This is a genomic window from Flavobacterium sp. PMTSA4 (assembly GCF_032098525.1).
In the GTDB taxonomy this organism is placed as follows: domain Bacteria; phylum Bacteroidota; class Bacteroidia; order Flavobacteriales; family Flavobacteriaceae; genus Flavobacterium; species Flavobacterium capsici.
This window is the reverse complement of the sequence record NZ_CP134890.1, coordinates 2973561-2996693: the sequence shown is the minus strand read 5'-3', so window position 1 is coordinate 2996693 and position 23133 is coordinate 2973561. Positions and strand designations below refer to the sequence as shown.

Annotated in this window: 25 protein-coding genes, 1 tRNA gene and 1 pseudogene; 10 read left to right on the top strand and 17 right to left on the bottom strand. The window is 33.3% G+C overall.

The annotated features are described in order from the left end of the window. Positions 1-73 precede the first annotated feature (73 nt). The 13 genes and pseudogenes from RN605_RS13530 to idi all read right to left on the bottom strand — a co-directional run bounded on the left by RN605_RS13530 (position 74) and on the right by idi (position 8883). Positions 74-1930, bottom strand: a complete 1857-nt coding sequence (locus RN605_RS13530) for a M61 family metallopeptidase (RefSeq protein WP_313325605.1) — start codon at positions 1928-1930, stop codon at positions 74-76. An 83-nt stretch (positions 1931-2013) separates the two neighbouring features. After that, a complete protein-coding gene (locus RN605_RS13525) occupies positions 2014-2295 on the bottom strand; it encodes a TIGR03643 family protein (RefSeq protein ID WP_313325604.1) in 282 nt (93 codons plus the stop codon). A gap of 54 nt (positions 2296-2349) precedes the next feature. Then, positions 2350-2628, bottom strand: coding sequence for a DUF2805 domain-containing protein (locus RN605_RS13520; protein WP_313325603.1), 279 nt, complete (start codon positions 2626-2628; stop codon positions 2350-2352). A 92-nt stretch (positions 2629-2720) separates the two neighbouring features. After that, complete coding sequence (locus RN605_RS13515) at positions 2721-3551, bottom strand: sterol desaturase family protein (RefSeq protein WP_313325602.1); 831 nt, start codon at positions 3549-3551, stop codon at positions 2721-2723. Positions 3552-3585: 34 nt separating this feature from the next. After that, positions 3586-4188, bottom strand: coding sequence for an alpha-ketoglutarate-dependent dioxygenase AlkB family protein (locus RN605_RS13510; protein ID WP_313325600.1), 603 nt, complete (start codon positions 4186-4188; stop codon positions 3586-3588). A 72-nt stretch (positions 4189-4260) separates the two neighbouring features. Beyond that, positions 4261-4962, bottom strand: coding sequence for an aquaporin Z (aqpZ, locus tag RN605_RS13505; protein ID WP_313325599.1), 702 nt, complete (start codon positions 4960-4962; stop codon positions 4261-4263). Between the two features lie 52 nt (positions 4963-5014). Next, on the bottom strand, positions 5015-5929 hold the full coding sequence (locus RN605_RS13500; RefSeq protein WP_313325598.1) for an EamA family transporter: 915 nt from the start codon (positions 5927-5929) through the stop codon (positions 5015-5017). A gap of 99 nt (positions 5930-6028) precedes the next feature. Next, a tRNA-Thr gene (locus RN605_RS13495) sits at positions 6029-6102 on the bottom strand. Between the two features lie 78 nt (positions 6103-6180). Beyond that, entirely contained in the window at positions 6181-6447 is a 267-nt protein-coding gene (locus RN605_RS13490) for a hypothetical protein (RefSeq protein WP_313325595.1), read from the bottom strand. A gap of 54 nt (positions 6448-6501) precedes the next feature. Continuing rightward, a complete protein-coding gene (locus tag RN605_RS13485) occupies positions 6502-7470 on the bottom strand; it encodes a type I phosphomannose isomerase catalytic subunit (protein WP_313325594.1) in 969 nt (322 codons plus the stop codon). A 9-nt stretch (positions 7471-7479) separates the two neighbouring features. After that, a pseudogene (locus tag RN605_RS13480) lies at positions 7480-7932 on the bottom strand (peroxiredoxin). Continuing rightward, complete coding sequence (locus tag RN605_RS13475) at positions 7933-8343, bottom strand: 6-pyruvoyl trahydropterin synthase family protein (protein WP_313325593.1); 411 nt, start codon at positions 8341-8343, stop codon at positions 7933-7935. 12 nt (positions 8344-8355) lie between these two features. After that, the gene (gene idi / locus RN605_RS13470) at positions 8356-8883 is read right to left on the bottom strand and encodes an isopentenyl-diphosphate Delta-isomerase (RefSeq protein WP_313325591.1); all 528 of its coding nucleotides are present in this window, start codon (positions 8881-8883) and stop codon (positions 8356-8358) included. Positions 8884-9084: 201 nt separating this feature from the next. On the opposite strand from idi, the gene RN605_RS13465 reads away from it, so the two are divergent. Further along, entirely contained in the window at positions 9085-10170 is a 1086-nt protein-coding gene (locus RN605_RS13465; protein ID WP_313325769.1) for a bifunctional methionine sulfoxide reductase B/A protein, read from the top strand. A gap of 27 nt (positions 10171-10197) precedes the next feature. Here the strand turns inward: RN605_RS13465 and RN605_RS13460 are convergent, their stop codons facing one another. Then, on the bottom strand, positions 10198-11757 hold the full coding sequence (locus RN605_RS13460; RefSeq protein WP_313325589.1) for an NAD(P)/FAD-dependent oxidoreductase: 1560 nt from the start codon (positions 11755-11757) through the stop codon (positions 10198-10200). Positions 11758-11822: 65 nt separating this feature from the next. After that, entirely contained in the window at positions 11823-12875 is a 1053-nt protein-coding gene (locus tag RN605_RS13455; protein WP_313325588.1) for a DUF2891 domain-containing protein, read from the bottom strand. A gap of 54 nt (positions 12876-12929) precedes the next feature. Here RN605_RS13455 and RN605_RS13450 point away from each other — a divergent pair, with 54 nt between their 5' ends. The 4 genes from RN605_RS13450 (at position 12930) to RN605_RS13435 (ending at position 16520) form a co-directional block, all read left to right on the top strand. Then, positions 12930-13163, top strand: coding sequence for a putative peptidoglycan binding domain-containing protein (locus RN605_RS13450; protein WP_313325586.1), 234 nt, complete (start codon positions 12930-12932; stop codon positions 13161-13163). A gap of 735 nt (positions 13164-13898) precedes the next feature. Continuing rightward, positions 13899-14765, top strand: coding sequence for a GIY-YIG nuclease family protein (locus RN605_RS13445; RefSeq protein ID WP_313325585.1), 867 nt, complete (start codon positions 13899-13901; stop codon positions 14763-14765). Positions 14766-14777: 12 nt separating this feature from the next. After that, positions 14778-15233 carry a hypothetical protein gene (locus tag RN605_RS13440; protein ID WP_313325584.1) on the top strand — a complete coding sequence of 152 codons (456 nt, stop codon included), beginning with the start codon at positions 14778-14780 and terminating at the stop codon, positions 15231-15233. 369 nt (positions 15234-15602) lie between these two features. Further along, complete coding sequence (locus RN605_RS13435; protein ID WP_313325583.1) at positions 15603-16520, top strand: carboxypeptidase-like regulatory domain-containing protein; 918 nt, start codon at positions 15603-15605, stop codon at positions 16518-16520. Between the two features lie 289 nt (positions 16521-16809). Here RN605_RS13435 and recQ read toward each other — a convergent pair whose 3' ends face one another. Next, the gene (recQ, locus tag RN605_RS13430; protein WP_313325581.1) at positions 16810-19005 is read right to left on the bottom strand and encodes a DNA helicase RecQ; all 2196 of its coding nucleotides are present in this window, start codon (positions 19003-19005) and stop codon (positions 16810-16812) included. Positions 19006-19092: 87 nt separating this feature from the next. On the opposite strand from recQ, the gene RN605_RS13425 reads away from it, so the two are divergent. The 5 genes from RN605_RS13425 (at position 19093) to RN605_RS13405 (ending at position 22284) form a co-directional block, all read left to right on the top strand. Then, the gene (locus RN605_RS13425; protein WP_313325580.1) at positions 19093-20058 is read left to right on the top strand and encodes a KpsF/GutQ family sugar-phosphate isomerase; all 966 of its coding nucleotides are present in this window, start codon (positions 19093-19095) and stop codon (positions 20056-20058) included. Next, positions 20058-20876, top strand: coding sequence for a twin-arginine translocase subunit TatC (gene tatC / locus RN605_RS13420; protein ID WP_313325578.1), 819 nt, complete (start codon positions 20058-20060; stop codon positions 20874-20876). The genes RN605_RS13425 and tatC overlap by 1 nt, the downstream gene beginning before the upstream one ends. After that, a complete protein-coding gene (locus RN605_RS13415) occupies positions 20869-21219 on the top strand; it encodes a carboxymuconolactone decarboxylase family protein (protein WP_313325577.1) in 351 nt (116 codons plus the stop codon). The genes tatC and RN605_RS13415 overlap by 8 nt, the downstream gene beginning before the upstream one ends. Before the next feature lie 94 nt (positions 21220-21313). Continuing rightward, on the top strand, positions 21314-22054 hold the full coding sequence (gene lptB / locus RN605_RS13410) for an LPS export ABC transporter ATP-binding protein (RefSeq protein WP_313325574.1): 741 nt from the start codon (positions 21314-21316) through the stop codon (positions 22052-22054). Between the two features lie 2 nt (positions 22055-22056). After that, complete coding sequence (locus RN605_RS13405; RefSeq protein WP_313325573.1) at positions 22057-22284, top strand: hypothetical protein; 228 nt, start codon at positions 22057-22059, stop codon at positions 22282-22284. On the opposite strand, the gene RN605_RS13400 is transcribed toward RN605_RS13405, so the two are convergent. Next, on the bottom strand, positions 22285-23130 hold the full coding sequence (locus RN605_RS13400) for a glycoside hydrolase family 25 protein (protein ID WP_313325571.1): 846 nt from the start codon (positions 23128-23130) through the stop codon (positions 22285-22287). Between the last annotated feature and the right edge of the window lie 3 nt (positions 23131-23133).

Here is a 23133-nt window from a genome sequence, read left to right as displayed (position 1 = left end):
GTGCAATAGTACTAAAAAAAATCCTCAATCAGGAATTCCTAATTGAGGATTTTAGATTTAATAATGAAGCTGATTAACCTTTTAACCAAGCATTATTTAATTTTTGTTTAGACTCATCTAATAATTTATAAGTTTCAACTTCTTCCATGGTTAGTTTCACTTTTCCATTAATAGTTTCTACATTTCCATCACGTTTCATTTTGATTGAAATAGCATCACCTTGATTCCAATTTTGGCTTTCCATAACCATATCATAAATATTATCAAGATTATAATCTACATTGTTTATCGCCAAAATAATATCGCCAGCTTTCATGTTCAGGTTTTTGAAAAAGTCATTCAACTCCATGTTTGAAACTAATGCAATTTCTTTAGTCGATGGATTTACCGTAATATATGGTGTTTGGTCTTTTAAAAATGGATTGGCTGGAACGCTAGATTTTCCTTTTCCAACTCCCATTTTTTCAAAATAATCATCATAATTTATTGGTGTTGTTCCTGCTACATGAGTATTTAAAAACGCTCCAACTTCAGGATAAGTAAGCGATGTAATTTTGGCAAAAAGTTCATCATCATTAAATGGTTTACTAACACCATATTCTTTTGATAATTTTTTCATCAAATCAAGAATTCCTCTTTCGCCATTACTTTTTTCACGGATAATAACATCAATACACATTCCAATCAAAGCGCCTTTTTCGTAAACATTTAAATATTGGTCTTTATATGGTTTTACCAAAACATTTTGACTCATTTCAGTAAAAGACATTGTATCATTCATTCTTGAAGCATTACTTATTTTACCCAACATTCTTTGATAAAACTCGTCTTCATCAATTAATCCTTGATTGATTTGGAATAAATTAGCAAAATATTCAGTTACACCTTCATACATCCATAAATGTTTAGACATTTTAGGATCATTGTAATCAAAATATTGAATTTCTTTTGAATGAATACTTAATGGCGTTACAATATGAAAAAACTCATGGGAAACCACGTCAATAATTTGTTTTCCTAACATATCACTTGGCATAGCTTCAGGAAAAACAACTGTTGTACAAGTGTGATGTTCTAAAGCACCAAATCCTTTTGCATCGCGTTTATTCGATTCTGAAAGGTATAATAAAACTGTATACTTTTTATTGTCATTGATTGAACCTAAAAAAGCTTTTTGAGCACGCATCATTTTTTCTAAATCTGGCAAAAGTGATTTAGCAGTATGAACTCCGTTTGGAGAATAAACACTAAATAAAATCTCCATTCCATCTACAGTAAACGTTTCAAAATTAGGTTTACAATACATAATTGGATTATCAGTCAAATCAAAATAGCGGTCAACATTAAATACATCAACGGTGTTACTTTTATCTGCATCAGTTAAAGAAGTTGTTCCAACCAAGTCTGCAGGATGATTTATTGTTACGCTATATTTTACATCAGGATTTCCATCAAAATAACCAATAAAACAGTGGTTATTCAGCATAAAATTTTTCCCTTTTAAAATATTTGAACCCGCAGGAGAAAACACTTCTTCTTTACCAAAACCTCTACCCGTTTCAGTATCATAAGTATCATTTACAAAATAAACAATTTGAGATAATGTTTTAGCATTGCTTATTTTCCATGTGTTTTCGTCTGTTTTTTCAACTTTCAACTCTTTTTTGTTTGAATCAAAAGCTTTTAGTTCGTCAATATATTTGCCATAATTATCGGCTGAATAAGTTCCTGGAACTGTTTTTGGGATTTGAAAAACAACTTCATCTTTGTTGATTTTTGTTGGCGACATAATCACTTTAACTCTATCATCTTCAATTGTATTTAAATCAATAGTTGCTTTTACAACTGATGCTGTCGTTTTATTTTGTGCGAAAACAATTGTATTCCAATTAACAACTACTAATAAAGCAGTTATAAAAAGTTTTTTCATTATTTAAAATTTTAATAATAAGTAGACAAATGTAATTATTAGTTACAACTGAAATAGATTTTAAGAAAGGATTAACTAAAAATTTATCGCTTTGAAATTTTATTGTGTGTGATTTGTCTTTGCAGATTGCATTTAAATCGGTTGATGCCATCAATTCGAAGTTTAGTATGTTTTGTAGTTCTACCTTGAACTCGTTTACGCCACAATTTGAAACTTGAAGATTTCATTTCACGGCGCATCATAGCAATAATTTCTTGCTCAGAAATTCCAAATTGAAACGTTATGGCTTCAAAAGGAGTTCTGTCTTCCCAAGCCATTTCAATTATTCTATCGATTTGAATTTCGCTAAAAACTTTGTCTTGCATGAAACAAAAATCGTTAATAAATAAAAAAACTCTTGTTGAACAAGAGTTAAATTTTTAATCGAATTTATTTTTAATATAATATTTGCTGTCTAAATCGTCATCATCAAAATCATTAGTAAGTGGTTTCGGTTTTGGTTTGCTGCCTTGTGCTTTTCTTTTCCAAGCTTCAAACTTGTCTTTCGGCAAGCGTTTTCTCATTATTTCGGTAACCTCATTTTCAGACAAACCGAACTCTTCTTTAATTACTTCATAAGGCTTTCTTTCCTCTTGAGCCATACTGACAACTCTTTCTATTTGTTCGTTGTCCAATTCTACACGTCTACTTTTTTTCATTTCTGTAAAAGCGATTTATATTTTAATGGTTGAATAATAATTCAATATTAAGAAAAAAATTAATTAGTTGAAAAAATCCTAAAGTATTTTTTTTACTCGGAATTTGTTGAATTTCTATATTTCTGAAATGGAATTAATAATAAATTTGATAGCCTATTATTTTCTTCTGGTTTCATGTGAGTATCAACGCCATATTTTAATTTTTCTCTGTCCAATGTCATAAAAGTGCCGAATAATCTATCCCAAACAGAAAAAATATTACCATAATTACTGTCTGTATAAGGTAAAACATAATGGTGATGAACTTTATGCATATCAGGTGAAACTATAAAATAACTCAGGAAAACATCTAACTTTTTTGGTAAAATAATATTAGCATGATTGAATTGAGTTGCAACTACAGATAAGGTTTGATATAAAAATACCATCCACATTGGTGCACCAACAATCAAAACACCTAGAGTAGTAAAAATAAAACGCAAAACACTTTCACCTGGATGATGACGATTAGCTGAAGTAGTATCAATCCAAGTATCGGTATGGTGAATCAAATGAAATCGCCATAGGAACTTAACTTTATGTTCGATTAAATGAACCAAATATGCTCCAATCAAATCTAAAAGTAGCAAGCCAAAAATTGCATAAAGCCAAATATTCATTTCTGGCAACCAATTCAGAATTCCAAAATGAGCATCAGTTGTCCAACTAGCAGCTTTTAATAGAAGTAATGCCAAGCTGAAATTGACAATTATAGTAGTAAGTGTAAAAAATATATTAATTCCAGCATGTTGCCACTTGTCATATTTGAATTTTATAAACGGAACAATTGATTCTATTAACCAAAAAAAAGTAATTCCGCCTGCTAGAATTAAAGCACGATGAGACGAAGGAATGGATGAAAAATAATTAATAATGTTTTCCATTTGAAATGTTTATTTCAAATATACTAATTTCGAATTATTTTAATATTCTAAAAGTTAAGTTAATCCTTGGACCAATAGGTTTATTAGTTTTAGGAATTTGATGTTTCCAAAAATGCTGAGTTTCTCCTTTCATAATAAGTAAACTTCCATGTTCTAGATTAATTTTCAGTTTCTGATCTTCTATGGAGTTGTGTTTTAAATGAAACATTCTTTCAGCTCCAAAACTTGCTGATGCAATTACTGGATTTTTGCCCAATTCTTTTTCATTATCAGCATGCCAACCGTTACTATCTTTACCATCTCGATAAAAATTAAGAAGAACTGTAGTGAAATTTTCTTGACAAACTGTTTCAATTTCATTTTTGATAAACATCAACAAAGGGTTCCAAGGATTTGGCTGCATAATTATATTAGAATAGGAATAAGGTTTTCCCTCATTTCCAAAAAGGGAAGTCAATCTGGGTTGCGGATATGTTTTTCCAAAAACTGTGATATCCTCATGTTGCCAAGGAATTTCAGCTTTTAGTTTTTCAAAAAGTTCATTTGCTTTTGATTTTTCAAAAAAATCAGCATAGTATTCTATGCTTGCATTTGGCAAATCAAACAGTAACTTTTCTTTAGCAAATAATGAATCCATTACACAAAAATAAAGAGAAAAAAAATGAAAACTACATTCTTTTCTCTTTATTAAAAAACACTTATTAATAATTTATTCTTCCTTTTGAAGTAAATTTTTATAAATCAATCCACCAACAATTGCACCTAAAATTGGAGCTAACCAAAATAACCAAAGTTGAGAAAGTGATTCACCTTGCGCAAAAATAGCTTGAGATGTAGAACGCGCAGGATTTACAGATGTATTAGTAATTGGAATACTAATCAAATGAATTAAGGTTAAAGCTAAACCTATTGCAACTCCAGCAAACTTTCCATTAGCCAGCTTATCTGTTGCGCCAAGAATAACCAACAAAAAAAACAATGTCAAAACAAATTCAGCTGTAAATGCCGCAATCATTGAATAACCATCTGGAGAAAATGCATCATAACCATTAGTGGCAAAAGCTCCAGCTTTGGTATTATCAATCGCAAAACCTTCTTTTCCAGAAAGAATAAAAAACAATGTTCCTGCTGCCGCTATAGCTCCAAGACATTGAGAAACAATGTAGGATAATAATTCTTTTGCTGAAAATCTTCCACCAGCCCAAAGCCCAAAAGAAACTGCTGGATTAAAATGTCCACCAGAAATGTGTCCAACAGCGTATGCCATTGTTAAAACCGTAAGTCCAAATGCTAATGCTACACCAGCAAATCCAATTCCTAAATCAGGAAATCCTGCTGCAAAAAGTGCACTACCACAACCTCCAAATACTAACCAGTAGGTTCCAAAAAATTCTGCAAATAGTTTTTTCATAAATATTGATTTTTAGTTGATTATCAAATTTAAGAAAATAACAATACAAATCTTAATATTTCTTGAATTTTAGATTCATCATTATGATAGCCAATATAATTAATGAAATACCAATCCATTGTGAAAATACTACTGACTCGTTCAAGAACACAAAAGCCATCATAACAGAAACGGGCAACTCTAATGCAGAAACTATGCTACCAAGACCAATTCCTGTAAGTGGAAAACCTGCATTAAGTAAAATTGGCGGAATAACTGTCCCGAAAAGTGCTATGATTATTCCCCATTTATAGAAAATATCGAAGTTAAATGGTGTTTTTTGGGTAATTATTGCAAAAATAAAAACAACCACTATTCCTCCCAAAAGCATGTACAGACTTCGCTGTGCTGAGGAAATATTTAATGCAACTTTATTTGCAGCAAACATGGTTGTCGTAAAAGAAGCTGCTGCCAAAAGTCCCAAAACAATTCCTCTCCAGTCTAACTCAATGGTATTGTTAAATAAATTTGTGGCTAAAGCTGTTCCAAAAAGAACAATCAAAACTGCAATAATTTTAATCTTTGATGGATATTTTTTTTCTAAAATCATTTCTAAAACTACTCCCATCCAAACGGTTTGCATCAACAAAACTATTCCAATTGAAACCGGAATGAATTTTACAGCTAAGTAATAAAATATACTTGTTAACCCAGTTGATGTTCCAACCAACATCAATTTCTTAATATCCATTGATGAAGCCTTAACTATATTCTTTGCTCCTTTTCTATTTTTCTGAAATGCATTAATCCCTAAAACAATCATAATCCCAATGACAAATTGAGCTGTAATTACTTCAGCAGGTGTATAATGAAGTCCTTGCGAACTTACATCGCTATAAGCAAGTTTTACAAAAGTGGCCAACATACCGTAGCTTGTAGCGCCAAGACCAACCAAGAAAACTCCTTTTAATACATTATTATTTGACATATGATTATTTTAAAAAAGCCGACAAAGATAATTATTAAAACGGTTTACAAATGTTATAAAACAAAAAACCACCACATTTCTGTGATGGTTTTATAATTGAGCCGATAGAGGGACTCGAACCCACGACCTGCTGATTACAAATCAGCTGCTCTAGCCAGCTGAGCTACACCGGCGTCTCAATTCGTTTGCAAATATATTTTTAGAAAATCAATTTCCAAAATATTTTTGCACTTTTTTGTTCTTTTTTTGCTTTATAAAGCGTTTATCTTTTCAACCAATTGATTAGCAACTTGTTCTAATTCTACATTGATTTGTTTGAAGTGTGCTTTTTTATTTTCAACATTTTTTGCGTTTACCTTAGTAATTAAAGCATCAAACGAAGAAATAGCCTCATCAATAATAGCGTTTGATTTGTCTGAAGGCTTTCCGTCAGTTGTCATTTCATGAATGTAAACTGCTTCAATAATATCTCCTAAAACAAAATTAATATCTTTTTTTAAATTCTTTACACTTGGCATTTTCTGTTGTTTTTAAATTTGGTGCAAAATTACACTAAAACTTTAGAATTCAAACTAAGAAATGTAAATTTCTAATAATGAAGCTTTACCACTAAAAGAATAATCATTAATAGAAGCTGGAATTAAAATTGAATCTCCTTTTTTATAATAATCCTTTTGATTTTCAAATTCTAACTCAAATTCTCCTTCTACGCACATGTAAACATAAAATGAATCCTTATTTTTTTTAACAGAATAATTTCCATTTAAAGGAACAAAATGAGTAGTAAAGTAATCACAATTCACAATTTCATTGGAAACATTAACTTCCTTTGAATATTCTTTTTCAGAAGCAACAACATCATAATTAATAGCATCTAAAGCTAAATCTATATGCAATTCTCTTTTATTTCCATTGGCATCTACTCTATCAAAATCATATAAACGATAGGTAATATCAGAAGTTTGCTGAATTTCAGCAATTAAAGTTCCTGCTCCAATAGCATGAACAGTACCTGTTGCTAAAAAGAAAACATCGCCTTTCTTTACTTCCTTAGTATCTAAAATTGTAACTAAAGTGTTTTCATTTAAATGTTTTAAATATTCTTCTCTGGATGATTTTTCTTTAAACCCAACAATCAGTTTTGCGCTATCATCAGCTTGCATTACATACCACATTTCGGTTTTACCAAAGGAATTATGACGTTTATTTGCTAATTTATCATTTGGATGTACTTGAATGGATAAATCTTCACGAGCATCAAGAAATTTAAAAAGTAATGGAAATTGCTTACCGAATTTAGAAATGACTTTTTCTCCTAAAATATCAAGAGGAAATTTATCAATAAGTTCATTTAGTGATTTTCCTTTAAAAATTCCATTAGAAACAATACTTACATCATTCTGAACTGTCGATATTTCCCAACTTTCACCAGTTATATCGGAAGTAATAGGTTTATTTAAAACATCTCTGAGTTTTGTTCCACCCCAAATTCTTTCTTTCAAAATGGGTTCAAATTGCAATGGATATAAAGAATTATTCATAGTGCAAACTTACATTCTTTTGATAATTTCAAGTGCTTTTTCGATATGAATTTCACCAGACATACTATTGAAAACCAATTGAACAATTCCATTTTTATCAATAATATAAGTAACTCTTCCCGGAATTAACCCCAATAAATCATTTGGAACTCCAAAAAGTTTTCAGAGCTTTTTATCTGAATCTGACAATAGAATAAAAGGTAAATTGTGTTTTTCAGCAAACCTTTGATGTGACTTTACAGAATCGCTGCTTACACCTATAACTTCTGCATCATGTTCTTTAAAGATTTCATAAAAATCCCTGAAACTACATGCTTGCTGAGTGCAAACTCTGGTGTCATCTTTTGGATAAAAGTAAATTACTAATGCTTTTTTTCCAACATAATCATCAGAATTAAAAGGCTTTCCATCATTATCAGTTGATGTAAAACTTGGAACTTTATCACCTTTTTGCAATGCCATTTAATTTCCTTTATAGCTTACAAAATTTCGTGGCGTTTCATATAAAGTAACCTCTAACTCTTTACGATTATCTATAAAACCTCTTAATTTATTCCAAATTACGACTGCAATATTTTCGGCAGTAGGATTCAAATCATGGAATTCTGGAACATCCAGATTCAAGTTTTTATGGTCAAATTCTTTTTCAATAAGTTCATAAATCAAGTGTGATAAAATCTTAACATCGATTACAAAACCCGTTTCCTGATCAATTTCACCAGTAACAGAGACGATTAATTCATAATTATGCCCGTGATAATTTGGATTATTACATTTACCAAAAACATCATCATTTTGCTCCATAGACCACTCTTTTCGATACAATCGATGGGCAGCATTGAAATGCGCTTTTCTTGAAACTGTTACTTTCATTTTTAGGTTTTGTTAAAATTTGTGATCTTCTAAATAATGATAAAACTCATCAAAAATAATCTTAAACCAAACTGTATAAATAGCCGGATTTTGAATCATATCTTCTTTGACATCTTCAATTTTCATCCATTTCCAACTTTCCACTTCTTCAGGATTTATTTGTGGCTCATCATTGTAATATCCAATCATCACATGGTCTAACTCATGTTCTGTCAATCCATTATCAAAAGGTGCTTTGTAAATAAAATGAAACAATTCTTTGAGTTCTGTTTTAAAACCCATTTCTTCAAATAATCTTCTGGTTCCTGCCTGAATATTAGTTTCACCATCGCGTTGATGACTGCAACAAGTATTAGTCCACAACAAAGGCGAATGATATTTATGATGAGCACGTTGCTGAAGCATTATCTCATTATTTTTATTCAAAATAAAAACAGAAAAAGCACGATGTAACACTGCTTTTTCATGCGCTTCAAGCTTATTCATTAACCCAATTGGCTCATCATTTTTATTAACCAATATAACTTGTTCTTCTTTCATAGACTTTATTGATGCTCAAAAATACGAAAAAAATCAAGCCTTACTAATTAGAGCGATTTAACAAGCGTTAAACTTTCCTTAAATCCCAATATTTTGTAAACTAGAAGACAATAATTCTAGTATATGAATAGTAAATTTGTATATAAATAAACGGCTATGAAAAAAATATTCAAAATAAAATACGCACTTTTACTTCTGATTATGTTCACCTTAAATGCATGTGGACAATCAACAAACAAAAAATCTACAAAGGAAAAATCTATGCAAAACGTAATCAACAAACCCGAAAACCCATACTACTCAAACACGGATACTAAAAAACTAAACGTATCAAACGAAGAATGGAAAAAAATTCTTCCTCCAAATTTATACGCAGTAGCTCGAGAAGCTGATACCGAAAGAGCTTTCACCGGAACCATGTGGAACGATGAAACCAAAGGGACTTATTATTGTTCCGTTTGTGGTTATAAGTTGTTCGAGTCCAACCAAAAGTTTACAAGTTCTTGTGGTTGGCCAAGCTTTTTTGAACAAGACAATAAAGAAAGTATCATTTTCAAACCTGATAATTCCTATGGTATGCGTCGAACAGAAGCACTTTGTGGAAGATGCAACAGTCATTTAGGTCATTTGTTTGACGATGGTCCAGAACCAACAGGAAAACGTTACTGTATGAATGCAGTTTCGCTAGATTTTGTTCCTTACAAAGTTTCAACTACTAACAATTCCAACCTTGACTCGAGCGATAGCGAACAGGCGAAGCAAAAGATTGTTTTGGCTGGTGGTTGTTTTTGGTGTGTGGAAGCAGTTTATGAAAACCTGCAAGGTGTAGAAAAAGTAGTTTCTGGTTATGCTGGCGGCAACGCCATAAACCCAAGTTATGAGGAAGTTTGCTCAGGAAGAACCGGTGCAGCCGAAGTAGTTGAGATTACTTATGATAAAACAAAAACCAACTTAGACGAAATCTTTCAAGTCTTTTTCACCGTTCATGATCCAACAACTTTAAACCGTCAAGGTGCCGATGTTGGCACACAATACCGGTCGGCAATATTTTATAAAAATGCTGAAGAGAAAAAAGCAGCCGAAAGCATCATCAAAGAATTAAATGAAAAGGTTTTTGATGGCAAAATTGTTACCTCTATTGAAAAGTTAGACGAATTTTATCCTGCCGAAAGCTATCATCAAAACTATTATGCGCAAAATCAAAACAAACCATATTGTCAAATGGTTATTCAACCTAAGGTTGAAAAGTTTGAAAAGGTTTTTAAAGATAGATTGAAAAAGAATTAATAGGATGTCCCAAGAAATTGGGACGTTTTATTTTAACACCTCAGCAATTTTCAAAGCACATTTTTCGCCATCGATGGCTGCTGAAATAATTCCTCCGGCAAAACCAGCGCCTTCGCCACATGGATACAATCCTTTGATTTGTGGATGTTCTAAAGTATAGTTATCCCTTGGAATTCTAACTGGTGACGATGTTCTGCTTTCGGGTGCGTGCAATATGGCTTCATTAGTGAAATAACCTTTCATTGATTTACCAAATTCCTGAAAACCTTCACGCATGATTTGGGTTAAAAACCCTGGAAATACTTCGCCTAGCTCTACTGAAGTTGTTCCTGGAACATAAGAAGTTTTAGGTATAGAGGTTGAAAGTTGCTTCTTTGAAAAATCAACCATGCGTTGGGCTGGTACTCTTTGGGTTTCCCCTGCTAAGTGCCATGCTTTTTGTTCTATTGCCTTTTGAAATTTCATTCCTGCTAAAGCGCCAAACTTGGCAAACGGTTTAAAATCTTCTACTTTCAGCTCTACTACTATTCCGGAGTTGGCTGTAACTTGGTCGCGCTTGGATGGCGACCAACCGTTGGTCACTACTTCGCCGGGACTTGTAGCACACGGTGCAATAACGCCGCCGGGACACATGCAGAACGAATACATACCGCGACCATTGACTTGTTTTACTATCGAGTATGGCGCTGGTGGTAAATAGTCTCCGCGAAAATCACAACTGTATTGTATCTTATCGATTAATTCCTGAGGATGCTCTGCACGAACGCCTAATGCAAAAGGTTTGGCTTCTATTAATATTTTCTTTCGGTCTAATAATTCAAAAATATCTCGTGCCGAATGTCCTGTTGCTAGAATTACTTTGTTGGCAGTTATAGTATCACCATTTTGAAGCACTACGCCATGAATCTCATTGGCTTTAATAATAAAATCAGTGACACGAGTTTCAAACATTACTTGTCCTCCACATTCAATGATTTTCTCTCTGATGTCTTGAATGATTTGCGGTAACTTATTAGTCCCAATATGTGGATGCGCTTCTACCAATATTTCTGGTGTTGCTCCGAAGGCTACTAACAACTGAAGGATTCTATCCACATCACCACGTTTTTTAGAACGTGTATAAAGCTTTCCATCCGAATACGTTCCGGCTCCGCCTTCGCCAAAACAATAATTAGAATCTTCATTTACAATATGATCAATATTGATTGCTTTTAAATCGCGTCTTCTGCCTCGAACATCTTTCCCGCGTTCAATAACTATTGGTTTTAATCCTAGTTCTATTAATTGTAAGGCTGCGAAAAGTCCTGCTGGTCCTGCGCCAATGATGATAACTTCTTGGGCATTAGACACGTTTGGATATTCGGGTAATGCTATTGGAGCTTCAGTGAAATCTTCTCCAGTAAAATAAACTTTAGCTTTGATGTTTATTTTAACTGCCTTTTGTCGGGCATCAATAGAGCGTTTTAAAACAATGGTCTTTTGAATCTCTTTGAGAGAAATTTGGAATTGTTTTGCCACGTGTTGGTTGAGCAAATGTTCACTGGCTGCAACTTCGGGTGAAACTTGAAACTGGTATTCGCGTGGCATAGTATATTTTTTTCTTCGAACTGTTCGACCTAAAGGTCTCGAGTGGCAAAAATAGTTATTTGAATTTACTTTTTCTCCTCAAAAGCACGCAAAGCAAACGAAGCCAACCAATGTTCGCCTTCATAGTTTCCATCAACTACGGATGCCAAAGAGAATTGTAAATGATAATCGGCAACTTTCTTTAGATGCGCAAACTCTTTTGGATATTGATTAGCAAGGTGATAAAAATTCCAGGCGCGGCTGAAATTCAAGCCATCAAGATGCACTAAATGTCCATCACTTCTATCAGATACTTTGGCTACTTCCCAATAGAATTTTTTAGAAAACAACTTCGGCGCAAAGTCTTTTAGCCATTTGATGAATTCTTTTTTAGGAAGTACGCGTTCCATGATGGCCATTTCTTCCAAACAAGGCGAAAGAAAATCGGTGCCGCTTGGCTCCCAGTTTAACGGGCAATCTTTATCAGTAAGAAACAATCGTTTTGCATTTACTTCAATGCTTTTTTGAAAAAGAGTGTTGTTAGAATACACCGCATAATCCCACGCCATGGTTAGCCCAAACGCAGTGCTCGAATGTGTTCCAACACGGATTGGATACAACAACTTGGGTAAAAACTCGATGTATCTTTCAATTAATAAGTTCGATAATGGTTTCAGGTTTTGCGCCAATTCCTTCGCGAAAGGTTCTTTTGAAGTTTCAAGTTCCAATTGCAGTTTTAGCAACCAGTTCCAACCGTAGGTTCTTTCGAATGACTTTTCGTGAGCTTTGTTGAGATAATCTATTTCGGCTTGAATGTTTGCTTTAGACAGGTTGATTTGAAGTTTTTTAATGATTTCCTCTTTGTTTTTCAAATTGGGGAAATGGTTTAAGAGGAAAACCAAACTCCAATGTCCGTGAACCGATGAATGCCAATCAAAACAACCATAAAAGGCAGGATGCAACACTTTTGGCGCTTGTATTTCGGTGCTGTCTATCAGCAGTTGGCTTAGTTTATTGGGATATTCTTGTTGCAAACATTTGATGGGCAAAGTAGCCAAGTGATTGGCTTGTTCTAAGGTTAGCTCTTGAGCAGAGAGTTCTAGTGAAAAAAACAATAAAAAGGCAACAACTATTTTCATAAAGTGGTTTTTACAAATTTAGTAAAACTTATCTTTGGAAAATAATTCAAAATTATGTCACGAAAAATAAAACTCATTTGGGATTTTAGAGGAGAAACGGCCGCCAAGATTGCCGAACATCACGAGAAACACCTGAAAGAATATATTGCAATGGAAAACTTTGAGGAAAAAACAACTGGTTTTGAGGTAGTCTCTGAGTTGTATGCCATAGCTTTTATGGTGGTTGATGAAAAAAACATGATACTGGTTCGCGATGCTTTGAAACCTCACAGAGGGGAGGTTTATTAGTTTCAAGTTTCAAGTTTCAGGTTTGCTTCGCCAGTCGCTACGCTCGTGTCAAGTTTATGGTTGTTTGTTGTTATTATTTTGATGTATGTTTGAGTTACTGTGATTTACGTTAGGATTACTAGCCTACAAGTTGGAATTACTGTGCTACAACATGGAATTACTAGAGAAGAAGTTGGAATTACGACGATTCAAGTTGCCATTACTAGCGTTTAAGTTTGCATTACGACGATGCAAGTTGCGATTACTAGCGTTTAACTTGCAATTACTACGGTTTAAATTGCGATTACTAGCGTTTAAGTTTGCATTACGACGATTCAACTTGCAATTACTGCACTTTAAATTGCCATTACTCGCGTTTAAGTTTGCATTACGACGATTCAACTTGCCATTACTGCACTTTAACTTGCAATTACTAGCGTTTAACTTGCAATTACTACGGTTTAAATTGCCATAACTCGTGTTTAAGTTTGCATTACGACGATGCAAGTTGCCATAACTCGTGTTGAAGTTTGCATTACGACGATGCAAGTTGCCATAACTCGCGTTTAAGTTTGCATTACGACGATTCAAGTTGCCATAACTCGCGTTTAAGTTTTGGTATCTGTACAAAAATATCTTACACTTTTTGATATTTTTTTGGTTTTTGAATTGCTTTATTTTTTATATTCGTGATTGTAGTTCTCTTTTTGTTAAGAAACTTTAAGTATTGATTTAAAAAAATTCATCAAATAAATAATGATTAACATACCTATTTCAAAAACTGATCCTTTTACCAAAGAGTTTAATCTTGAATGGGAAACCATAGCTGGAAATAAATTTTTTGAAAAAATTCTAAATGGAACAATTAACATGGTTTCAACAAAACCAGATACTAATCGACTTTTTCTAACCATAAATCATTTAGAAGGAAAAGACTACCTCATATTAAGACATCCAAGTAAAGACTACATGCTTGATATTGGTGATAAATTTTATATTTTATTTGAGGATGATGAAGTTTTAGAATTTGAGATAGAAAAAAAATCTTTTCACCTATATAATAGCTTGAGTGATACATACAAACAAGTTTTTGAAAATCGGATTATACTATTCAAAGAAGATTTGAATTATTTGGCAAATAGATTGATAAAAGATTGGTGTATTCATACATCTGGAAATAGAAAAATTGAAGGAATGAAGTCTTTTGGTAATAATAGATTTCATAATTATGAAAGCAAAGAAAATTTACAAATTGCTCTAAAAAATTTGTTTATTGATTATATCAAAATAGTCGGAAAAATTGAATCATATAAACCGTTATCTAAAAATGATTTAAAAGACAAAGTATATTTAACAGAGATTTGCTACTTATATTTAATGAAAGACCTTGCTAATGAGTATTACAAAATTGGGATATCCAATAGCCCAGAATATCGTGAAAAGACATTACAGAGTGAAAAACCAACTATAGAACTAATTATTTCAAAAGGTTTTTCAAGTAGAAAAATAGCTTTAGCTTTTGAAAATTCTTTGCACAAATCTTATAGTGAGAAAAGATTAAGAGGAGAATGGTTTCAATTAAGTGAAAAAGAAGTAATAGAGATTAGAGAAATACTAAAATAAGCAAAAGAATAAATGAATAAATATAAATTTCATCACAAACTATTAACGTTCTTAAAAGAAAAATATGAAACATACAATATGGAAGATGTTTCCAAATATTGTTTTACATCTGAGCAACTAGGAAAACAACTTAACATTAATGTAAATAAAATAGAAGAAGTTTTATTTAGTTTGAAAGAATTTGATTGTGTAGATTATAGTAAAAATAGTGGTTTTAAAATTTCTGATAACGGAATAAAAAAACAGTTAAATAGATTTTTTATATATAAGGGGAATGAAAATATAAAGTTAAACCTAAAAGACATTGTTCAAATAATAATACCCCTTTTATCTTTATTGATTGCAACATTAGCAATCTATTGCAAATTTGACAAATTCAATAAGGAGAATGAAAATGAAATTATAAAACTCAAAAATAAAATAGAGATTTTAGAAAATAAAAGTTTTCAAAATAAGGAAAAGAAATAGTTTTCTCAATAACTCATTTTAACAAATTATAGTATATTTTTGAGTTCAATAGTCATGTAATTCCTCATTGTTAACATTTTGATTTTAAGTCGTTTTCTCTTTTTTCAGAAGAAAATGACTTTTTTTTGTGTTGGAAATTGTAAAATTCTGGTTTTTAGGGTTTTGTTGTTTTCTGTATTTTCTTATATTATTCGTAATCAGGGTTTTATATTTCTTCATTTGGTTGCAAAAAATTTAATAAAAAATATCTTTCAATAAATTTTTCGTAAAAATGCAACGTGCTGTTGCACAGTATTTTAAAAGTGGTATAACTTTGTAGGCAGATACCCCAAGATATCTACTATTGAATTTTAACTAAATACTTTTATTATGAAAAAACATGATGAAAACAAGTACTACATGGAACAGTTGGTTCATGAGTATTTAAAAGGATTGGATTCGGCTATTGTTGAAGCTTCGCCAGAACTTGACACTGATATTGCTGAACTGGGCAGTGAGATTGACCTTATTGCTGAATTGAATGAGTATCAACAGATGAACCGCACGGGACATCAGCTTATTAAGAGTCAACTGAAACAAGATATGGCTATGAAGGCTATTGAGGTTGTTGATGCTTTGAGAGCGTATGCTAAAGTGACGAACAACATGGTGTTGTTTGCAGAAATGGGCATTACTTACTGGAGTATTTATAAGAAGCGTGATGCTGAGGCTAAGGATGAGTGTAGGTTTATACACGACCGCGGCGTGGAGCATCTGGCAGGAATTACTACGTATGGGATTACTGAGGCTTTTTTGCTTGAGTTGAAGGGATTGATTACTGATTATAATGCTAACATGACGAAGCCGAGGATGAGTATTACTGAGCGTATGCAGTTGACGAGAGGTATTGATGATGCTTTTGGGCGTATTGATGTGCTTTTGAAGGAACTGGATATTAAGGTTTTTGCGTTGCGCACGTTGTATCCTGCGGTGGTGAGTCATTATAAGGATTGTAGAAGGATTGTTGACTATCGAGGTAGTGTGCTGGCGATTAGTGGTACTGTTAAGAATGAGCTTGATGAACCTATTTTTGGTGCTACGGCTACGATTGAGGTACTGGATAGAAGTACTAAATCGACTTATAAGGGGAATTTTGAGTTTAGGAATTTGCCTGATGGGTTGTATACTGTTGTTGTTGAACGTCCTGGTTATGAGAAGCAGGCTGTTACTGTTGGGGTTGTTAAAGGTGAAACAACGAAGATTAATGTTGTTCTTAAATCGACCGAAGGGCAACTTAGGGTTGCTTAGTTTAACGGGGTATCGATATTGTATAAAAACACCTGCTGCTAGTGGGTGTTTTTTTTTGTGGTTAGAAGGTTATGAGGTTAAGAGTTTAGGAGTGATTGACTCAATTGAAACGATTGTTCTAAAGTAGACGTGGGAAGAGATTGACTTCGTCGAACCACTTCGTTAGGTTTCCTACGGAATGACAAACTTTAAGGTTAGATTTCCTGAGGAATAACAATAAAACTATAGAACAAAAAAATCCCAAACTCCATATTCTGGAACTTGGGATTTTTAGCTATATAACAGTTTATTAATTTGCTACTTCACTGATGAATTTAATGCGCATCAGGCGGAGTTCTTCGATGTCGTAATCGCCATCAAATTCTTTGAGTGCATCTTCTATTTTGTCGGTTTCTGATTCCATGAAATAATCGTGTATTTCCTCTTGCTGGTCTTCGTCTAGCAGTTCATTGATATGGTAATTGATGTTTAACTTGGTACCCGAATATACAATTTGCTCCATTTCTTTAAGCAAGGCTTCCATGGTCAATCCTTTGGCTTTGGCTATATCTTCGAGTGATAACTTTCTATCGATATTTTGAATGATATACAGCTTATTAGCCGAGTTAGCACCTGTAGATTTGACCACCAAATCATCCGGACGAACGATGTCGTTATCATCAACATAACGGGCAATCAATTCTACAAATTCTTTTCCGTATTTCTTAGCCTTTCCTTCGCCTACTCCATGAATATTGGTTAGTTCCTCAATAGAAATTGGATATTTCAACGCCATATCTTCTAGTGACGGATCTTGAAAGACCACAAAAGGTGGAACGCCTAATTTCTTGGCTACCTTTTTACGTAAATCGCGCAGCATGCCCATCAATAATTCATCGGCAGTTCCGCTTGATTTTGCCGCTGTTACGATAGCATCATCTTCTGCTTCGTTATACTCGTGGTCTTCTGACATCATGAAAGAAACTGGATTTTTAATAAAATCCAATCCTTTTGGCGATACTTTCAGAATACCATAGGTTTCTATATCTTTCTTTAAATAACCTTCTACCAAAACCTGACGAATGAGCGCCATCCAATAGCGTTCTTCCTGGTCGCTACCACAACCAAAAAAACTTTGTGCATCGGTTCTGTGGGCTTTTATGGTAGCATTGACGCGGCCAATTAATGTGAAAACAATTTCTTTTGATTTATAAAGATGCTTGGTGTCGCGAACCACTTCGAGTAGTTTTTTGACATTGTCCATGGCTTCAACCTTAACTTTTGGATTTCTAACATTGTCATCCATATCAGCGCCTTCGCCTGTTTCGCTATCAAATTCTTCACCAAAATAATGCAATAAAAATTTACGTCGCGACATCGATGTTTCAGCATAAGCCACAACTTCCTGAAGCAAAGCAAAACCAATTTCCTGCTCGGCAACGGGTTTGCCCGACATGAATTTTTCTAATTTTTCAACATCTTTATACGAATAGTAAGCCAAACAATGACCTTCGCCACCATCGCGACCAGCACGACCAGTTTCCTGATAATAACTTTCTAATGATTTTGGAATATCGTGGTGAATTACAAAACGTACATCGGGTTTGTCAATTCCCATACCGAAAGCAATGGTTGCCACCACTACATCTACATCTTCCATCAAAAACATATCCTGATGTTTGGCGCGGGTTTTAGCATCCAAACCTGCGTGATAAGGCACTGCTGAAATTCCATTTACCTGTAATACTTCGGCAATATCTTCTACTTTCTTTCTGCTTAGGCAATAGATAATTCCCGATTTACCTTTGTTTTGCTTGATAAAACGGATGATATCCGATTCGATATTTTTGGTTTTTGTTCGTACTTCGTAAAACAAATTCGGACGGTTAAATGATGCTTTGAATGTTTTTGCATCACTCATGTCCAAATTTTTAAGGATATCTTCCTGAACTTTTGGAGTAGCCGTAGCGGTTAATCCAATAACAGGAACATCGCCAAGATGTTTGATGATGGTTCTTAAGTTTCTGTATTCAGGCCTGAAATCGTGTCCCCATTCTGAGATACAATGTGCTTCATCAATAGCTACAAATGAAATTGGCACTGATTTTAAAAACTGAACGTATTCTTCTTTGGTTAATGATTCTGGAGCTACATACAGTAATTTAGTAATACCAGAAGTAATGTCTTTTTTTACTTGATTGATTTCTGTCTTGGTTAACGAGGAATTTAAAACGTGTGCAATTCCGTTTTCTGAAGACAAACTTCTAATTGCGTCAACTTGATTTTTCATCAAGGCAATTAGTGGCGAAACAACAATTGCTGTTCCGTCTTGTATTAATGCAGGTAATTGATAACAAAGTGATTTTCCTCCACCAGTAGGCATAATAACAAAAGTATTGTTCTTACCAACAATACTTTTTATAACATTTTCTTGTAATCCTTTAAATTGAGAGAAACCAAAATACTTTTTTAATTCTTTGTGTATGTCAATTTCGTTAGAATTCATTCTTATCGTACTAGTTATTTTATTTAAATTTGCATCCATAAAGATAGCACTTTCTTTTTTACATACAAATATAAAAACAACACAAAATTGATTGATTCTCAAAAAATACTCGCAACTGCCAAAAAAACAATAGTTTCAGAAAGTCAGGCTATACTAAAACTTTCTGATTTTTTAAATGAAGATTTCGTAAAGTCCGTTGAAATAATTTACAATTCCAAAGGTCGCCTTGTGATTACAGGAATTGGAAAAAGCGCCATTATTGCTCAAAAGATTGTTGCCTCCTTAAATTCAACCGGAACGCCATCGTTATTTCTTCATGCCTCTGAAGCCATTCACGGCGATTTGGGTATGGTTCAAAAAGATGATGTGGTAATTTGTATTTCAAAAAGTGGTAATAGCCCAGAGATAAAAGTGTTGGTTCCTTTATTAAAACGATTTGGGAACAAACTAATCGCCATTACCGGAAATACTACTTCGTTTTTAGGAAAAGAATCTGATTATGTTTTAAACACTTATGTAGAAACCGAAGCTTGCCCAAATAATTTAGCACCAACCAACAGTACAACGGCGCAGCTTGTTATTGGTGACGCTATTGCGGTTTGTTTGATGGAGTTGAGAAGTTTCACTGCTGAAGATTTTGCAAAATACCATCCTGGTGGTGCATTGGGTAAAAAGTTATTACTAAGAGTTGGAGAAATGCTAGACACAACCCACCGACCAATTGTTTCACCCGATTCGAGCATTAAAAATGTAATTGTTGAAATTTCAGAAAAAAGATTGGGTGTTACTGCCGTTGTTGAAAACGAAAAAGTAATAGGAATAATCACAGATGGCGACATCAGAAGAATGCTGAACAAAACCGAAAATATTTCGGGTTTAACGGCAAAAGATATCATGACCGTAAATCCAAAAATGATTAAATCAACCGATTTGGTTAGTGATGCTTTGAATATTTTAGAAGATTTTTCAATTACTCAATTGGTAGTTGTTGACGAGAATGATTATAAAGGTGTGCTTCACTTACACGACATTTTAAAAGAGGGAATTGTATAATGGCCAAGAAAAAGAAACCTGTTAATGAAATGTCATTCTTAGATCATTTAGAAGATTTGAGATGGTTGTTAGTTAGAAGTTCTGCGGTAATTGTCATCATGGCAATCGTTACCTATTTTTTTGCCGATTATATTTTTGATGAAATAATCTTTGGTCCAACAAGACCTGATTTTGTTACCTACCGTTTTTTTTGTGATGTAGCACAAAGACTTGGAATGACAGGTGATATTTGTATAAAAGAATTGCCATTCATCATTCAAAATACATCCATGGAAGGACAAGTAAATATCTTTATCTGGACTTGTATAACCGCCGGGTTTATTCTTTCTTTTCCTTATATTTTATATGAAACGTGGAAGTTTATTGGTCCTGCGTTGTATGAAAAAGAAAAGAAAAATGCCTCTATATTCATCATAGCTTCATCCTTATTGTTTTTCTTGGGTGTACTTTTTGGTTACTTTCTGATTGTGCCTTTATCTGTTAATTTTGTGGCAACATTCTCTATAAGTAACGTTGTTAAAAATGAGTTTAACTTAGAATCCTATATTGGAATGATAAAAACATCTGTCATTGCTGCAGGATTGTTTTTTGAATTACCAATAATCATCTATTTTCTATCCAAATTAGGCTTGGTTACACCAGCATTTTTAAGAAAATATAGAAAATATGCAATCGTAATTGTATTAATTGTTGCGGCTATAGTTACTCCGCCCGATGTGGTAAGTCAAGTTTCTGTATCCATTCCGATGTTGATTATCTATGAAGCAAGCATTTTCATTTCGGTTTTTGTACATAAAAATAAATTAAAAAATGGCTGATTTAGTAAAAGAGTTCAATGATTATCGTTCTAAGATGAATGATAAATTATTAGCAGATAACAATTTGGTTATCAAAAGGATTTTCAATCTGGATACGAATGCCTACGCTGAAGGCGCTTTGGATGTTAAAACCAAAGAACTTTTAGGATTAGTAGCTTCGGCTGTTTTGCGTTGCGATGATTGTATTAAATACCACTTAGAAACAAGTTATAAAGAAGGTATCACACGCGAGGAAATGATGGAAGCAATGGGAATTGCAACTCTAGTTGGTGGAACCATCGTTATTCCTCATTTAAGAAGAGCTTACGAGTTTTGGGAAGCGTTGGAAGACTCGAGGCCTTAAGCCGAACTGAGCATAAGCTAAAACAAATAATTGTTAAAAGAAGTATTTGGTTGTTCGTTTATTCGTTAATTTGTTCAAATATCAATAGTCTAATATGAAGTTAAGAGCTGAAAATCTGGTAAAAACCTATAAAAAAAGAAGTGTTGTAAAAGGTATTTCTGTCGAAGTAAATCAAGGCGAAATCGTAGGTTTACTTGGCCCGAATGGTGCCGGAAAAACTACTTCGTTCTACATGATTGTAGGTTTGGTTAAGCCAAATTCGGGAAATATTTATCTAGACGATATGAACATTACTGATTTTCCGATGTACAAACGTGCACAATACGGAATCGGGTATTTGGCACAAGAAGCTTCTGTTTTTAGAAAATTAAGTATTGAAGACAACATATTAAGTGTTTTGCAGTTAACCAAGCTTTCAAAAGAAGAACAAATTGCTAAAATGGAAAGTTTAATTGCCGAATTCAGTTTAGAACATATTCGAACCAATCGTGGTGATTTGCTTTCGGGTGGTGAACGAAGAAGAACCGAAATTGCTCGTGCTTTAGCAACTGACCCAAAATTTATTCTATTGGATGAGCCTTTTGCTGGTGTTGACCCAGTAGCAGTAGAAGACATTCAGCGCATTGTAGCCCAATTAAAAAATAAAAACATCGGAATCCTGATTACCGACCACAATGTTCAGGAAACGCTTGCCATTACTGATAAAACTTACTTGATGTTTGAAGGTGGAATTTTAAAAGCCGGTGTTCCAGAAGAATTGGTAGAGGATGAAATGGTTCGTAGAGTATATCTAGGTCAAAACTTTGAACTTCGAAAAAAGAAATTGGAATTTTAGAAATGGCTACCAATTATCAACAAGAAGAACTTTGGCGAAAGGATGCTAAAAATTGGAAATTAGGATTGTTTTATTACAACAAAGAAGACCAAAGAATCATTGTTGAAAAAAGAAATCCTGCTTTTGGAATCACTTTTAATTTTGCTCACGGTAAAACATATTTCTATTTAATCGGGATGTTTTTGTTCTTTGGATTTGTAGTATATATGATAACCAACTTCAAAAAATAACTACTTCGATTTGGTAAACTGCTTGAGCATTATTGGCGTTCCGTTAAAAATATTCAAATCAACATTTTCGTTAATTCCTTCCACTACTGCTTTCTCGGTGAATTGCCAAAATAGCCAATCATCTTTTATATTTTCTTCAAAGAAATTATAATTGGCAATCCAAAACGAGTATTCTGAAAATTCATCTCTCAAAAAATCGGTATAGTAACGCTCACCAGAATATATTATAGGCTTAATTTTATAATGCGCTTCTACTCTATCCAACCAACGCTTCAAACCAATTTTTAATTTTGCAATAGATTGACTTTCGGGCATTTGCTCAATATCCAAAATTGGTGGCAAATCACCTTTTTGCAATACTACCGTTTTAATGAAATTATCGGCTTGCTCAACAGAGTTTTCGTTCGGTCTATAATAATGATAAGCACCGCGAATCAGATGATGCTTTTTGGTGGCTTTCCAATTGGTTTTAAAACGTGAATCTACTTTGTTTTTCCCAGCTGTTGCTCTGATAAAAACAAAATGCAAGGGAAATTTATGCTCTACTGAATCAATTACTTCCCAGTCAATTTCTCCTTGATACTCGGATACATCAAATCCAAAAGTTTTATCATCATGTTTTTTCAATACCTGATGAATTCTGGCTTGGGCAACTTTATCAATGGTTGAACCTGAATCTCTTTTTGAATGAATATAAAAAGAAATAGCATCGCGATAATGATAAGCAAACAGCGATAACAGAAATAAAAGTAACGCCAAAATTGCTCTAACGAATGGAAACTTTGCTTTTTTTCTAACAGCGTTTTTACGTCTGAACGATGGCTTTTTGGTATACGCTTTTGCCATTGA

What these genes read in the sequence shown, in the direction of transcription:
- RN605_RS13500 (WP_313325598.1), bottom strand. Translation starts at nt 5,929, where the DNA reads ATGTCAAATAATAATGTATTAAAAGGAGTTTTCTTGGTTGGTCTTGGC.
- RN605_RS13485 (WP_313325594.1), bottom strand. Translation starts at nt 7,470, where the DNA reads ATGAATAATTCTTTATATCCATTGCAATTTGAACCCATTTTGAAAGAA.
- RN605_RS13520 (WP_313325603.1), bottom strand. Translation starts at nt 2,628, where the DNA reads ATGAAAAAAAGTAGACGTGTAGAATTGGACAACGAACAAATAGAAAGA.
- RN605_RS13415 (WP_313325577.1), top strand. Translation starts at nt 20,869, where the DNA reads ATGGCTGATTTAGTAAAAGAGTTCAATGATTATCGTTCTAAGATGAAT.
- RN605_RS13490 (WP_313325595.1), bottom strand. Translation starts at nt 6,447, where the DNA reads ATGCCAAGTGTAAAGAATTTAAAAAAAGATATTAATTTTGTTTTAGGA.
- tatC (WP_313325578.1), top strand. Translation starts at nt 20,058, where the DNA reads ATGGCCAAGAAAAAGAAACCTGTTAATGAAATGTCATTCTTAGATCAT.
- RN605_RS13445 (WP_313325585.1), top strand. Translation starts at nt 13,899, where the DNA reads ATGATTAACATACCTATTTCAAAAACTGATCCTTTTACCAAAGAGTTT.
- RN605_RS13455 (WP_313325588.1), bottom strand. Translation starts at nt 12,875, where the DNA reads ATGAAAATAGTTGTTGCCTTTTTATTGTTTTTTTCACTAGAACTCTCT.
- RN605_RS13475 (WP_313325593.1), bottom strand. Translation starts at nt 8,343, where the DNA reads ATGAAAGTAACAGTTTCAAGAAAAGCGCATTTCAATGCTGCCCATCGA.
- RN605_RS13405 (WP_313325573.1), top strand. Translation starts at nt 22,057, where the DNA reads ATGGCTACCAATTATCAACAAGAAGAACTTTGGCGAAAGGATGCTAAA.
- RN605_RS13515 (WP_313325602.1), bottom strand. Translation starts at nt 3,551, where the DNA reads ATGGAAAACATTATTAATTATTTTTCATCCATTCCTTCGTCTCATCGT.
- RN605_RS13465 (WP_313325769.1), top strand. Translation starts at nt 9,085, where the DNA reads ATGTTCACCTTAAATGCATGTGGACAATCAACAAACAAAAAATCTACA.
- recQ (WP_313325581.1), bottom strand. Translation starts at nt 19,005, where the DNA reads ATGAATTCTAACGAAATTGACATACACAAAGAATTAAAAAAGTATTTT.
- RN605_RS13510 (WP_313325600.1), bottom strand. Translation starts at nt 4,188, where the DNA reads ATGGATTCATTATTTGCTAAAGAAAAGTTACTGTTTGATTTGCCAAAT.
- aqpZ (WP_313325599.1), bottom strand. Translation starts at nt 4,962, where the DNA reads ATGAAAAAACTATTTGCAGAATTTTTTGGAACCTACTGGTTAGTATTT.
- RN605_RS13435 (WP_313325583.1), top strand. Translation starts at nt 15,603, where the DNA reads ATGAAAAAACATGATGAAAACAAGTACTACATGGAACAGTTGGTTCAT.
- idi (WP_313325591.1), bottom strand. Translation starts at nt 8,883, where the DNA reads ATGAAAGAAGAACAAGTTATATTGGTTAATAAAAATGATGAGCCAATT.
- lptB (WP_313325574.1), top strand. Translation starts at nt 21,314, where the DNA reads ATGAAGTTAAGAGCTGAAAATCTGGTAAAAACCTATAAAAAAAGAAGT.
- RN605_RS13440 (WP_313325584.1), top strand. Translation starts at nt 14,778, where the DNA reads ATGAATAAATATAAATTTCATCACAAACTATTAACGTTCTTAAAAGAA.
- RN605_RS13525 (WP_313325604.1), bottom strand. Translation starts at nt 2,295, where the DNA reads ATGCAAGACAAAGTTTTTAGCGAAATTCAAATCGATAGAATAATTGAA.
- RN605_RS13400 (WP_313325571.1), bottom strand. Translation starts at nt 23,130, where the DNA reads ATGGCAAAAGCGTATACCAAAAAGCCATCGTTCAGACGTAAAAACGCT.
- RN605_RS13530 (WP_313325605.1), bottom strand. Translation starts at nt 1,930, where the DNA reads ATGAAAAAACTTTTTATAACTGCTTTATTAGTAGTTGTTAATTGGAAT.
- RN605_RS13460 (WP_313325589.1), bottom strand. Translation starts at nt 11,757, where the DNA reads ATGCCACGCGAATACCAGTTTCAAGTTTCACCCGAAGTTGCAGCCAGT.
- RN605_RS13450 (WP_313325586.1), top strand. Translation starts at nt 12,930, where the DNA reads ATGTCACGAAAAATAAAACTCATTTGGGATTTTAGAGGAGAAACGGCC.